Source organism: Microbispora sitophila (genome assembly GCF_014892245.1).
Taxonomy (GTDB): Bacteria; Actinomycetota; Actinomycetes; order Streptosporangiales; family Streptosporangiaceae; genus Microbispora; species Microbispora siamensis.
Genome location: NZ_JADBGC010000023.1, coordinates 66464 through 79471, shown reverse-complemented (window position 1 = coordinate 79471; position 13008 = coordinate 66464). Strand labels below are relative to the sequence as shown.

The window sequence follows — 13008 nt, the reverse complement described above, 5'->3', positions numbered from 1 at the left end:
CCGGAGCACGAGACACCCGGCGCTCAGGGGCCCGGCGTTCAGGGGCGGGGCATGGCCATCGCGTTGGGGAAGGGCACCCCTCCCCCGTCGATGATCCGGGTGACGAGCGGGCGCAGGAGGCGCGCGAGCCGGGCCACCCCTGCCTCGCCCAGGGCGTCCATCGGCGCCCGCGCGAGCCGTTCGGTGGCGGCCTCGACGGCGTCGCGCTCACGAAGGCCCTTTTCGGTCACGGCTCCCTCACGGTCGAGGACCCCGCGCTCACGCAGCCGGTCGGCCGCGGCCCGCCACTCTTCCTCGGTCCACCCGCGGTAGGCACGCTGCTCGGGCGGCACGAGCCCGAGCGCCGAGGCGACGACGTTGGCCTCGCAGCCGTCCACCCCCGCGGTGACCAGGGCCGCCACGTGCCCGTCGCCGCGGAACTCGCGCAACGCGGTGAGCGCGTGCCACAGCGCCGCGAGCGGCTCACCGGCCGGTGGCAGGGCTGCGTGCGCCGCGAACAGCACCCGCCCGGCGGCGGGGCAGGCCTCCACCGCGGCCCCGGCCAGGCCCGCCGCCTCCCGCACACCCGGGTGATCGGCGAGGTCGCCGAGCAGGCGGCGCAGGCACCGGCCGGCCACCTCCAGGCGCGCCGCCAGCACCTCCTCCGGCGGGCAGAACCGCCAGGCGTCGGGGATCGCACGGGCGACCATCGACGGGGCGAAGTTGTAGAACGCGGCGGTCACGACTTGCGGGGAGACCGGGCCGAGCGCGGCGGACCTGGACGCGAAATACCCCATCCAGAAGCCCTTGAGTCCCGCGGCGGCGTACGCCTCCTTCGCCTCGGGCGCGAAGTAGACCGGTGCGTGGCAGCACTCGACCAGCCGCCAGATCTCGTCCATGCCCGCCAGGCTAGATCACCGCGTACGGTGAACGGTGAAGAGGTCAGGCGGGCCGCACCGAGACCGGGTCGAGCCAGCCGAACGGCGTCAGCCTGGGCGTCGCGATCCTGCGCGAATAGCCGGCCTCGTATCGGTAGAACCACAGCGGGATCGCCGGCATGTCCCGGACCACCATCGCCTCGGCCCTGCGATAGAGCCCGATCGCCTTGGTCCGCGACACCTGCCGGTCGGCCGCGCGCAGCAGCGCATCGTACCTCGGGTTGTGGTACAGCCCGTAGTTGTACACGCCGCCGGAGGCGAACTGCGGGCCGAGCACGTCCTGGATGTGGGGGAAGTCGAGGCGCCAGCCCATCCGGAACGCCCCCTTGACGGTGCCTTTCGAGGTAGCCCGCTGGAACGCGTCGAACGTCTTCACCGTCTTGGGGACGATCTTCACCTCGCCCTTGAAAACCCCGTCGACGCTCGCGGCGACCGCCTTCACCCAGTCCCCGGACCCGCTGTCCACGTCGTAGTAGAGCGGGATGCTCGCCGGCGTGCGGAACCCCTTCGCCTTCGCCCGGGCGAGGTACGTCCGGGCGCGGGCCGGGTCGTAGCGGCAGAACGCGCCGCAGGCGCCCGGCTTCGCACCTTCGGCGATCGGCGGGACGAACGAGTCGGCCGGCGCCCGCGAGCCGCGGAAGACCTCGCGGATGATCGTCTTGCGGTCGATCGCCATCGAGACCGCCTTGCGAAGGTCGGCGTTCGTGCCCAGCCGGAGCGGGATGCCGATCTCCTGGACGGTGCCGACCACGGGCTTGATCACCCTGCCGCCGAGGTCTTCGGCGACACGCGAGGCCGCGACGGCCGGCACCTGGGCAAGGTAGTCGAGACGGCCGCCGAGCATGTCCGCGTAGGCGGCCTCGTCGCGCGAGTACGCCCGATAGGTGATCTTGCCCACCCGCGCCTTCGCCCGGCCCGCGTAGCCGTCGTACCGCTCCAGCACCGTCTCGGCGCCAGGCGCCCACCGCACCGCCCGGAACGGCCCGTTGCCGACCGGCTTGCGCTCGAACGAGGCAGGGTTCTTCAGCGCGGAGTCGGGCAGCGGCGAGAAGGCGACGTGGCCCAGTTTCTGCGTGAACGGCCCGAGCGGCCGCCTCAGCTCGATCGTGAACGTGTGGTCGTCCACGACCCTGAGCCCGGACATGACGCGGGAGCCGAACCCCTTGATGTCCTCGAAGAGAAACGCGGTGCCGGACTCACCCGCGGCGGCGGTCTGGTTCCAGGCGTCCACGAAGTTGTGCGCCTTCACCTCGGTGCCGTCGTGGAACGTCCAGCCCTCGCGCAACCTGACCGTGAACCGGCGGTTGTCCTTCGTGCTGATCGACCGCGCCATCGCGTACGTCGCCCGCGATGTGCGGGGGTCGTACTCGACGAGCCCGGTGAACAGCGCGTCGAGTATGTCGCCGCCGCAGGCGTCGGCCCAGCCCAGGGTGAGGATGTTGTACGGCGGGCAGGTGGACACCGTGACGCCGGTGCCGGGCTCGGCCCGCGCCGGTGCGGGGACCGCCAGCAGGCAGCAGACGAGGGGAAGGACCGCCGCGGCCGAGCGGGAGACCACCTGTTTTCACCTCCGGACCCGAAGAGGTGATCATCCTAGCGGCCCGGCTCGGGGCTGCGGCAGCCGCCGCCGATGTGTATCCGTCGAGGCGGGTGAGTAGCCGGGACGCCTCCTGGATGGGCTGCGCTATGGCGTCCGCGCAGGCGAAGTCCTCGGCGCGCCGCGCGAGCCTGGCGTCAGCGAACGGCAGGCGTCTTCGGCCGCCTCGGTGATGTCGCTGCCCAGTTGCGGGTGGGCGTGCATGATGGCGCCACCCAGATGTGTCCAGGCACCGTCCAGGAGATCTCCGAAGGTGGTGTCCATCAGGCGAGCAGGTCCCGGATCCGTCCGGCGTGCGCGGCGGTGTTGAGCACTCGTCCAGGAGGCGCGCAAGCCCACCGCGCTGTCCATCACCGATCGGGGCGACGTGTGGTGCACGCGGAGGGCGAGCTCGCCGAGGCGCTGTGCGAGGGCGGCACTACCGTCGCGACGAGGTCCTGGCGGCCACCCTCACCAGGGTGCCCCGGACCGAGGAACTGCCGATCCACGAGGACGTCGACCTCGGCTTGTCCTTCCGCCTCCGTAAAGCATAGCCTGGCTGACTCTCCAATCCTTCGGTTGAATGGTGGAGAAATCTCCATGGCCTGCTGTGCCGCTTCGGTGGTTTGCTACAGGTCATGGAGCTGACATCGCCGGGACGGGTCGTAGTGCCCGCCAGGGAAGGGCGGGCGGTCGCCGTGGCGGCCGGACGACAGGTGAGGGTGGCCGACCTTGATGGCGGCCAGGTGGGCGACCTCTTCGCCTTCCCCTTCGGGGACGTGACTGAGCACTTGAGCGCCTCGCACACTCGAAGCCACACCAGCCGGCTGTTTCCGGCCCTGGGTGAATCATTCGTGACGAACCGGCGCAGGCCGATCCTCACGCTGGTCGCCGACACCTCCCCCGGCGCGCACGACATGCTGATCGCCGCCTGCGACCCCGAGCGCTACGCCGGACTAGGCGTCGGCGGCGATCACCCGTCGTGCGCGGAGAACCTGCGGCGCTGCCTGGCCGGCCTGGGTCTCGCCGTTCCGTACGTGCCCCAGCCGGTCAACGTCTTCATGCGGATCCCCGTCGAGGAGTCCGGCCGACTGGCCTGGCTGCCCGCGACGAGCCGTCCGGGGGACGCGGTCACCTTCGAGGCCGTCATGGACTGCCTCATCGTGGTCTCGGCCTGCCCACAGGACGTGGTGGGCATCAATGGCCACTTGCCGACCCCGCTGGCGATCGACGTGCTCCCTGGTCGTGGTCACCTGAACGAAGGACTGGACAAGTGATGGACAACGTCGTCGCACCGCATCCCGCCCTCCGGGAGGGCCGCATCGGCGGTCTGGTGCTCGCCAACCGGCTCGCGGTCTCGCCCATGACCCGGGTCTCCGCCGAGCCGGACGGCACTCCGACCGCCGAGATGGCGGACTACTACGCCGAGTTCGCCGAGGGCGGGTTCGGCCTGGTCCTCACCGAGGGCACCTACACCGACGCCGCGTACGCCCAGGGCTACCACAACCAGCCGGGCATCGTCACCCGGCGGCACGTTGAGGCCTGGCGGGAGATCACCGGTCGCGTGCACGCGGCCGGGTCGGTCGCCGTGCTGCAACTGATGCATGCGGGCGCGCTCTCGCAGGGTAACCCGCATCGGAGCGGCACGGCGGGCCCGTCCGCGGTGCCGCCCCGCGGCGAGATGATGCCCGAGTACGGCGGGTCCGGGCCGTGGCCGCTCCCGGCGGCGATGACGCGCGCCGACATCGCCGAGGCCGTCGCGGGCTTCGTCTCGTCCGCGGAGAACGCCAGGGAGGCGGGCTTCGACGGCGTGGAGGTGCATGGAGCGAACGGCTACCTGATCGATCAGTTCCTCACTGGTTACACCAACCTGCGCGACGACTTCTACGGAGGGCCGGTGGGCAACCGGGTCCGGCTGGCGGCCGAGGTGGTCGGCGCCATCAGGGCGGCAGTGGGCCCGGACTTCTGCGTGGGGATCCGGCTGTCTCAGGGGAAGGTCAACGACCACGGCCACCGCTGGCCCGGCGGCGCGCACGACGCAGAGATCATCTTCGCGGCCCTGGCCGAGGCCGGTGCGACCTACATTCACATCGCGAGCGAGGGCCGCGACTGGATCGAGACCGCGCGGCTGGACGGGGGCGTCACGATCACCGGGCTGGCCCGCCGGGTCACGGGCCTGCCGGTTATCGCCAACGGCGGCATGCACGATTCGGCGCGCGCTGCCCAGGTGCTGGCGGACGGCCACGCCGACCTGCTGTCGGTCGGCCGAGGCGCGCTGGCCAACCCGGACCTCCCGCGGCGCCTGCGTGCCGGGGTGCCGCTGGAGGAGTACGACCACCGGATACTGGACCCCATGGCGACGCTCGCCAACGCGCGGTCCCGGCGTCGGGCCGCCACGCCCCTCGGCGCCAGGGCAGGGGCCTGACACACCGAACGGAGCGGGGATCGTGAGTGAGAGCTGGCACGGCGGAGCGGCCGCCGTCGCGACGCTGACCTTCGACGTGGACGCCGAGACGCCGATCCTGGCGCACGGCCGCGGCTACGCCGGGCACGCGACGACGATGTCGCACCAGGCGTACGGGCCGGACGTGGGGCTGCCGCGCATCCTCGGCCTGCTGGACGAGCTCGCGGTTCCCGCGACGTTCTTCGTGCCCGGCTGGGTGGCCGAGCAGCGGCCGGGGCTGGCGGCGTCGATCGCGGAGCGGGGCCACGAGGTGGCCCACCACTCCTACAGCCACCGCCCTCCGACGTCGCTGACGCCGGAGGAGGAACGTGCCGACTTCGTCCGGGCGCTGGAGGTCTTCGCCGCGCAGGGTGTCGAGATCTCCGGTCACCGGGCCGCCCTGTGGGAGGCCACCTGGCGCACGGCCGGCCTGGTCGCCGAGCACGGCCTGCTCTACGACTCCTCCCTGATGGGGGACGACCGGCCGTACATCGTCGAGACAGGCGCCGGGCGGGTCGTCGAACTGCCCGTGCACTGGTCGCTCGACGACTGGGAGCAGTACGCCTACCTGCCCGCGCCGAACGTGGGCGCGGTCATCGAGTCGCCCGCCAAGGTGCTGGAGTTGTGGCGGACGGAGCTGGACGGGATGCGCCGCTACCGGTGCCTGTTCAACTTGTGCGTCCATCCCTTCCTGTCCGGGCGCCCCGGCCGGGTGGAGGCGCTGCGCCGGTTCCTCGAGTACGCCCTGGAGCGCGGGGACGTGCGGTTCGCCCGCTGCCGCGACGTGGCGCGGGCCGCCCTGGCCGACTCCGGGCTCCCGGTCCGCCCCCACCGGCCCCCGGTCGTGGACGAGGAGACGTACCCGGCGTGACCGTGCAACCGGCGGTGGCGGGCGTCAGGCCATGGCGTCCGCCTCCAAGGCGAGGAACAGGTCTACGCGGTCCTCGGTGCGCGACACGTCGCGACCGGTCAGCTCACTGATCTTCACGAGCCGGTTGCGCAGCGTGTTGACATGGATGTGCAGGGCGGCTGCCGTAGCCGCCCAGTGCCCGTCGTGGTCGAGGAACGCGCGCAGCGTCTCCTCCAGTTCGCCGCCCCGCCTGGCGTCGTGCTCGCGGATCGCCCCGAGCACTCCCTCGGCGAATCCCCGCAGCGTCTCCGCGTCCTGCAGGCCGAGCAGCAGGCGGTGCGTGCCCAGCTCGGCGAAGGTCGCCGCCGCGGGGCCGCCGCGCCTGCGGCGCAGGACGCGGCAGGCCTCGCGGGAGCGGACGAGGGGTTCGCGCAGCGCCGCGGCCTGGGCTGCCGCCCCGCCGACGCCCACCACCGGACGCCGCCCGGGAAAGCGCCTCCCGACGGCCGCCGCCAGCCGTTCGCCGAGGGCGCGCAGCTCCGCCTCCGGCCGCCGCCAGGAGAAGACCGCGACGACGTCCTGCGTGCCGGCCGCGACGACGACCGGCGTCCCCACGGTCACGAAGAACTCGCCGGCGACCTCGGCGAGGCCGGGCAGCGTGGCCTCCCCGCCGTCCGAGTCCCCCGGGGCCGGGGCGAACGCGACGGCCACGACCGCCAGGGGCCCCTGCGGGTCCACGCCGAACGCCTTGAGCCGCCCCGGCACCTCGGACATGCGCCGCCCGCCGGAAAGAATCATCTCCAGCAGCTCGCTCGCGAACCGCAGCTCGATCGCCTGTATCGCCTGGCGTTTGGCCACCTCCAGGCTGAGGAAGCGCGCGGTCTGTTCGAGCCCGTCCTTCTCCGCCTTGCTGAGCGCGGTCACCGGCCGCACGCAGACCAGGGCGGCGTCGACGTCGCCCACGGCCCCGACCAGGAAGAGGGTGGCGCGTCCGGCAGGCCCCAGCTCCACCTCCAGTGCGGGAGGGCGGCGGACCAGGCCCCTGGCCACGCTCTCGCGCTGGTCCGGGGTGAGATCGGCCCCCTCGGCGGCGATCAGGCGTCCCATGCGGTCCACCACGGCGAGCGGTAGGTCGTGGTCGCGCCGGAGCACCTGCAGCACGCCGGAGGCGTCCGCGCCCCGCGACAACGCCGTGGCCAGCGTGTCGCCGCGGCGGACCAGGCCCACCAGCGCCTCCTGCCGCTCGTCGGTGTACAGGGCGGCCACCGCCTGCGTGATGGCGGTGAACGGCACCTCGGTGACGATCTCCAGCAGGGGCATCCCGATCTCCCGGCACGCCTCGACGAGGTCCGGCGGGGTGACGGGCGTCTCATCCCGCAGCCCGAACACGATGCCGGCCGCGCCGGCCCTGTGCGCGTTCGCGGCGAATTCAGCCGCGGACGCCCGGTCGTACCACAGCCCGTTGGTGAGCACGAGCTCCCGTTCCCGGACGTAGCGGGAAGGGTCAGGCAGCTCGGTGTTGTGGACCCAGGTCGCCGGGGCGTCCAGCGCCCCGTCGGGGCCCGGCACGAGGACGCGCAGGCCGAGAGAGGGATCCCGCACCAGGGACATCAGTGTGAACACGGTGTGAATCTATCCATAAGTGCGGCGATTCTCTAGATGTTCCTCCACTCCCCGTCCGTGGCCCCCGCTGCTTCAGTGGTCCTCATCACAGACCGGAGGTCACCATGTCCGTCACCCGTTCCCCCGCCGCCGACGCCTCCACCGGCTTCGACGCTCACGGGATCGCCCCCGTCCCCACCGCCGCCCGGGACTCCACACCGTGGCAGCAGTTCTGGATCTGGTCGGGGGCCAACATCGCGCCTATCAACTGGGTGCTCGGCGCCCTCGGCGTCACCCTCGGCCTCAGCGTCCTGGAGACCGTGGCAGTGGTCGCCATCGGCAACCTGGTCGGCTGCGCCGTCTTCGGGTTGTTCACCCTGATCGGCCACCGCACCGGGGTGAACCAGATGGTCCTCGGCCGGGCGCCGTTCGGCCGGAGGGGCGCGGCCGTCCCGGGCGTCGTCCAGTGCCTGCTCACCATGTGCTGGGTGGGCGTCAACACCTGGGTCGTCCTCGACCTCGTCATGGCCGTGCTCGGCCAGATGGGCGTCCACGGGGGCACCTGGCTGAAGTATGCGGTGGCCGCCGTCATCATGGCGGTGCAACTGGTCATCGCCCTGTACGGCTTCTACGCCATCCGCACCTTCGAGAAGTACACGGTGCCGGCCACCGTGCTCATCATGGCGGTGATGACGGTCCTGGCGCTGGCGCGCACCCACGTCGACTGGACGGCGGCCCCCGCGGCCGCGCCTGGCGCGAAGATCACGGCCGTCAGCCAGTTGCTCACCGCGATCGGCGTCGGCTGGGGGATCAGTTGGCTGCCGTACTCCGCCGACTACAGCCGGTTCGTCCGGCCGAACGTGCCGGGCCGGGCCGTCTTCTGGTCCACCGCGCTCGGCATGTACGTGCCGACGCTCTGGCTCGCCGTGCTCGGAGCCTGCCTGGCCGGGGGCGGCGCGGGCAGCGAGCCCTCGACGTTGGTGATCGACGCGTTCGGCGCGATGGCCCTGCCTGTCCTGCTGCTCGTCATGCACGGCCCGGTCGCCACCAACATCCTCAACCTGTACTCCTGCTCGCTCGCGGCGCTGTCCGCCGGAGTGCGGGCGGCCCGATGGAAGGTCACCCTGGTCGCCGGGGCGGTCGCCTCGGCCGTGCTCGTCGTGTTCATCCAGGCCGGCAGCTTCGCCGAGGCGTTCGACCACTGGATGGTCTCGATCCTCGCCTGGATCAGCCCCTGGGCGAGCATCGTCCTGGTCGACTTCTTCGTGCTGCGCCGGGGCCGCCTCGACGTGCCGTCGTTGTACCGCGACCATGACTCGCCATACGGCCAGGTCAACCGCGGGGCGCTGGTCAGCCTCGCCCTGGGACTGGTCGCCGCGTGGAGCTGGGAGTATGGCATGGTGCCGGTCTTCCAGGGCCCGCTCGCCCTGGCATTCGGCAACACGGACTTCTCCTGGCTGTCGGGGGCGCTGGTCGCGGGCGGGCTCCACTACCTCCTCGCGGCGCGGAGGCGTGCCCGGTGACCCGACTGGTACGCGTGCTGACCACCGGCGGGACGATCGCCTCCCTGCCCGCACCCGGGGGCGTCAGCGTCGGCGTCGCGGGCCGCGACCTCGTCACCGGCGTCGAGACGGATGTCACGGCCGATGTGACGGTCGAGGTGCGCGAGGTCATGCTCCGGCACAGCTTCGCTCTCACCAGGGCCGACGTCGCCGTCATCGCGCGGCGCGTGCTGGCCGAGCTGGACGACCCCAGGGTGAGCGGCGTCGTCGTCACCCACGGCACCGACACCATGGAGGAGACCGCCTACCTCCTCGACCTCGTGCACCCGGGCGAGCGGCCGGTGGTGTTCACCGGTGCCCAGCGGAACGCGGCCGAGCCGGACCGCGACGGGCCGCGCAATCTCTCCGACGCGATCCGGCTCGCCGCCGACCCAGCCGCACGCGGTCTCGGCTCGGTGATCGTCATGGCCGGCGCCGTCCACGCGGCACGGCACGCCGTCAAGGCGCACACCGTGGCGCTCGACGCGTTCGCCTCCCCCGGTTACGGCGCCGTGGGGCAGGTGCTGGGCGGCCGGGTCCGAGTCGTGGCCCGGCCCGTGCGGCCCCCGGGCTTCGCCCTCGCCGAGCTGGGCGAACTGGAGCCACGGGTGGACATCGTCCCGGTCCACCTCGACGCGGACGGGGTGCAGATGAACGCATGCGCCGCCGCGGGCGCGCGAGGGCTGGTGCTGGAGGCACTCGGGACCGGGAACCCGACCCCTGGGGTGTTGCGGGCGGTCCGCTCATGCGTCACCGACGGGATCGTCGTCCTCGTCACCTCACGCTGCCGGCAGGGCCCGGCCGTCCCGGTGTACGGCGGGGGCGGCGGGGCGGACCTCGCCGCGGCGGGCGCGGTGTTCGCCGGAACGCTCGCTGCACCGAAGGCGCGAATTCTGCTCACGGCCGCGTTGGCGGCCGATCCCCGGCCGGGCATGGTGCTGGACCGCCTCCGCCCTCACCTGTCCGCGTGAATCCCGGTGATCGGGTGGAGCCGGGTAGCCGGGTCAGCGGCCCTGGCAGACCGAGCAGGGGGTCAGGTCGGCGTCCTCGGACGCCCGCGTCATGATCATAACCTCGATGCCGGCGTCGCCCATGACGCTGTGAGCGGGCACGCGTCGCTGTGGTAGGGGCGGGTCCCGACCACGACTCGCACCTGCGGGTCCGGCGTCCTGACCAAGGGCACGATGGCGTCGGTCGGCGGCATCGGGCGTGACGCGGCGGGCAAGACCGGCACCAACGACAACTCCTCCTCCGCCTGGTTCGCCGGGTTCACCCCCGACCTGGCCGGCGCGGTCAGCATCGGCGATCCGCGCGGCGCCCAGAAGTACAAGCTGAACGGCGTCACCATCGGGGGCCGTTACTACGGCTCGATGTTCGGCGCCAGCATCCCCGGACCGATCTGGAAGGACACCATGCTGAGGGCCCTGCGCGGCGTGCCGCCGACGGACTTCACGCCCGTCGACACCGAGCGGTTCGGCGGCTGCGGCGACAGCTGCCGGGGCCTGGTGTCCGTGACGCCTCCCACGGGGGCGACGGCCCGACGGGAGGCGGCGACACGACGTACCGGCGAGGTCTCCCAGTACCAGGCCGCCGCCCTCGACCGCCTTCCGGGTCAGGGCTCCGGCGCCCGGCAGTGCGCCGTTCGCGACGCTCTCGGCGACACACATCGCCACACCAGCTGCAGCCGTGTGGAGACCCGCACGGTGACGCCGCCGCGGCCGGGCCCGGCCGCGGCCACGTCGACGATCGCCAGGCCGGGAGTGTAGGCCTGCCAGCGGAACGACTCCTCGAGCACATACGCTCGGCCGATGGGCGCCCCGTCGGCGATGCCCGCCACGGCGCGGGCGCTGTCGTAGGTGACGCGAACGGCCCGCAGCAGCGCCTGCCAGTCCGAGCCGGTGAACTGCTCGGCGATGGTCGGCTCGAACACCGCAGGCCCCCACCGCAGGCTGGCCCGCATGCCCAGGTGCAGCACCGCCGGCAACGCCCCCGCCGGGCTTCGGCGAAGCCGTACGCCGGTCCCCGGCCACCGTGTGCGGGCCGTCGGAGGCGGAGTACGGCAGGCGCACCCCGTGGAAGTCCGCCCACCGCCAACCATCGACGTCCACCTTCGTGCTGTCGTCGGCGGGCTGAGAATGCGCCGGCGGAGTCGACGTGCTGACAGGTGCCCGTTCTTCCGTGGTCGGCAGCACGGCCAGCAGTACGCCTGTCGCGATCAGCACCTCGGCAGGAAGACGAACAGCCCCCGGCGCTGCCGCAGAGAACCGTCAGCGAGCCGGGCACGGCAGCCGTGCGGCGGCCGTGCCGGACCAAGCAGATAGCGAGGTTAGAACCAGCCGCGGTGCCGGGCCATCGCGGCGAGGCCGTCGCGCAGTGCCTGCTCCACCCTGCCGGGATGGTCGCCGTATCCGATGCGGAAGCGGTTGTAGACGTCGTGGCTGGAGGTGAGGAAGCCGCCCCGCTTATCGGCCTCCAGGATCACGTCCATCGAGTGCGGCCCCGCGATGAAGGTCAGCTCCAGCTCGCTGAAGTGGCGCCGCCACTCCGGACCGGCGTGATACTCGATCTCCTGGTAGAACGGCATGGTCGAGCCCCGGAGTGTGCCGCGCTCCAGGTCGGCCCGCTTGAAGTGGAAGCCCATGCGGACGAGCGCCCCCAGCAGGTGGTCCTGCGCGGGCAGCGGATTGACGTACAGCGGGTCGAGGTCGCCCTTGTCGAGCGCGCCCGCGAGCGCCAGCTCGGTGGCCACGCCGAGCCGCATGCCGGGCAGCGGACGCCCGCCCACCGCGCTGACCGGCGTCTCCCACGGCACCGGGATCGCGAACGGGAGCGCGCGGGCCTCCCCCGCGCGCAGGTCGAACGGCCCGGACACCGGCGCCCGCAGGAAGCTGTAGGTCGCGTGGTGTTCCTGATCGCCGTGCTCGACCTCGACGACGGCCGTGAAGTCGACGGTGATCCCGTCCACCTTGTGGTCGGACGACCCGCCCCTGAAGCGGACCTCGCCGTACAGGGTCTCCCCCGGGCGCACGTGCGGGTCGCGCAGCACCGTGTCGACCTCGACGCCGGCCCCGAGCGCGGCCATCAGCTTGCGGAACACCGATCACTCCCTTGGTCGCGGGTCGTTCACCGCTGCCAACGATCCGTCCCCGCCGCCCGGTTCCCCGTACGCCGTCACGAGGCGAGCAGGTCGAGGAGGAAGCCGACGACGAACAGGGCGAAGGCGAGCCAGCGCAGCAGGTGGAACGGGCGGGTCCGGTCGATGCCGAAGGCGAGGAGCCGCAGGACGACCTTGTACGTCCCCCACTTCGCGGCCGACAGGAGAAGGCCCGGACGAGTGACCCCGGCAAGAAGCCCCACGGCGGCCAGGACGCCCAGCGAAACCAGCCGGGACGCGGGCACGACGCGCCAGTCCGGCACGATCATGGCTAACAGGGCCGCCGAGCCGACCACAAGAGAGCCGATCTTGAGCAGGTCGTTCCAGGTCGCCGCCCTCTCGGCCCTGGCCATGAGGACACGCTCGTGCTCGGGCAGGGACCGGCGGACGAACTCGTCGATCCGGCCGCGCACGTGGTCGCGCTGCTGCGGGCAGGGTTCCCGGTGGTGCCGCCGGCACCGGTGCGCCGTGGGAAGCTCACCGACCACCTCGGCCCAGAAGGAGACCAGCTTCGCGTGGTCGATCCCCTGCGGCGCGCGATCGGGAGGCTCCTCGTGGATCCCCGTTATCGGCTTCACCCCTGGCGCGCCCGAGGGCACCGTGTAGAAGAAGCCGTCGTACAGGGCATCTCGCACCTCGGCGAGCTGCTGGACCCTCGCCGCGACCCTTCCCCTGTCCTTCGCCCGCTCGTACCGCTCCTCGGCCCGGTCGATCGCGGCGCGCAGCTTCGCCGTGTCGAGGAGGTCGAGGACGACCGCGCATCCGGCCAGGAACTGCAGTCCCTTCCCCGCCCGTCCCCAGAAGAGCATCGAATGCCCCAGCAGAGTCAGGCCGGAGGTGGACCGCCCGTCCAGCCACACGGACACCACGTCGAGAAAACCGGCGTCGCCTGAAGCTGCCACCGCTCTCCCTTCAACGATCGGCA

The 13008-nt window shown here is 72.4% G+C and carries 11 protein-coding genes; 6 read left to right on the top strand and 5 right to left on the bottom strand.

All coding sequences use genetic code 11. From position 1 onward, the window contains the following. Positions 1-38: 38 nt before the first annotated feature. Together IL992_RS33995 and IL992_RS33990 are read right to left on the bottom strand one after the other, a co-directional pair. Positions 39-878 (bottom strand): SCO6745 family protein, encoded by an 840-nt coding sequence (locus tag IL992_RS33995; protein ID WP_193207417.1) that lies wholly within the window; start codon positions 876-878, stop codon positions 39-41. 43 nt (positions 879-921) lie between these two features. Beyond that, positions 922-2475, bottom strand: coding sequence for an ABC transporter substrate-binding protein (locus tag IL992_RS33990; protein WP_193207416.1), 1554 nt, complete (start codon positions 2473-2475; stop codon positions 922-924). Positions 2476-3131: 656 nt separating this feature from the next. On the opposite strand from IL992_RS33990, the gene IL992_RS33985 reads away from it, so the two are divergent. From IL992_RS33985 to IL992_RS33975, 3 genes are read left to right on the top strand one after another with little or no spacing between them, the layout of a single operon-like run. Further along, positions 3132-3770 carry a DUF1989 domain-containing protein gene (locus IL992_RS33985; RefSeq protein WP_193207415.1) on the top strand — a complete coding sequence of 213 codons (639 nt, stop codon included), beginning with the start codon at positions 3132-3134 and terminating at the stop codon, positions 3768-3770. Further along, positions 3770-4918, top strand: a complete 1149-nt coding sequence (locus IL992_RS33980; protein WP_193207492.1) for an oxidoreductase — start codon at positions 3770-3772, stop codon at positions 4916-4918. The genes IL992_RS33985 and IL992_RS33980 overlap by 1 nt, the downstream gene beginning before the upstream one ends. Positions 4919-4940: 22 nt before the next feature. Beyond that, positions 4941-5807: a polysaccharide deacetylase family protein gene (locus IL992_RS33975; RefSeq protein WP_319019001.1), complete on the top strand. Its 867-nt coding sequence runs from the start codon at positions 4941-4943 to the stop codon at positions 5805-5807. A 24-nt stretch (positions 5808-5831) separates the two neighbouring features. Here IL992_RS33975 and IL992_RS33970 read toward each other — a convergent pair whose 3' ends face one another. Beyond that, the gene (locus tag IL992_RS33970) at positions 5832-7409 is read right to left on the bottom strand and encodes a PucR family transcriptional regulator (RefSeq protein WP_193207414.1); all 1578 of its coding nucleotides are present in this window, start codon (positions 7407-7409) and stop codon (positions 5832-5834) included. Positions 7410-7513: 104 nt separating this feature from the next. Between IL992_RS33970 and IL992_RS33965 the strand changes: the two genes are divergently transcribed. The 3 genes from IL992_RS33965 (at position 7514) to IL992_RS49095 (ending at position 10695) form a co-directional block, all read left to right on the top strand. After that, complete coding sequence (locus IL992_RS33965) at positions 7514-8911, top strand: purine-cytosine permease family protein (protein WP_193207413.1); 1398 nt, start codon at positions 7514-7516, stop codon at positions 8909-8911. Beyond that, a complete protein-coding gene (locus IL992_RS33960; protein WP_193207412.1) occupies positions 8908-9900 on the top strand; it encodes an asparaginase in 993 nt (330 codons plus the stop codon). The genes IL992_RS33965 and IL992_RS33960 overlap by 4 nt, the downstream gene beginning before the upstream one ends. A 213-nt stretch (positions 9901-10113) precedes the next feature. After that, positions 10114-10695 carry a hypothetical protein gene (locus tag IL992_RS49095; RefSeq protein ID WP_404804806.1) on the top strand — a complete coding sequence of 194 codons (582 nt, stop codon included), beginning with the start codon at positions 10114-10116 and terminating at the stop codon, positions 10693-10695. Positions 10696-11255: 560 nt separating this feature from the next. Here IL992_RS49095 and IL992_RS33950 read toward each other — a convergent pair. Beyond that, complete coding sequence (locus IL992_RS33950) at positions 11256-12026, bottom strand: sporulation protein (protein WP_319019000.1); 771 nt, start codon at positions 12024-12026, stop codon at positions 11256-11258. Positions 12027-12100: 74 nt separating this feature from the next. Beyond that, positions 12101-12985 (bottom strand): hypothetical protein, encoded by an 885-nt coding sequence (locus IL992_RS33945; protein WP_193207411.1) that lies wholly within the window; start codon positions 12983-12985, stop codon positions 12101-12103. Positions 12986-13008 lie beyond the last annotated feature (23 nt).

Coding starts and splice junctions, on each gene's coding strand:
- IL992_RS33995 (WP_193207417.1), bottom strand. CDS start 878: ATGGACGAGATCTGGCGGCTGGTCGAGTGCTGCCACGCACCGGTCTAC.
- IL992_RS33985 (WP_193207415.1), top strand. CDS start 3,132: ATGGAGCTGACATCGCCGGGACGGGTCGTAGTGCCCGCCAGGGAAGGG.
- IL992_RS33980 (WP_193207492.1), top strand. CDS start 3,770: ATGGACAACGTCGTCGCACCGCATCCCGCCCTCCGGGAGGGCCGCATC.
- IL992_RS33965 (WP_193207413.1), top strand. CDS start 7,514: ATGTCCGTCACCCGTTCCCCCGCCGCCGACGCCTCCACCGGCTTCGAC.
- IL992_RS49095 (WP_404804806.1), top strand. CDS start 10,114: ATGGCGTCGGTCGGCGGCATCGGGCGTGACGCGGCGGGCAAGACCGGC.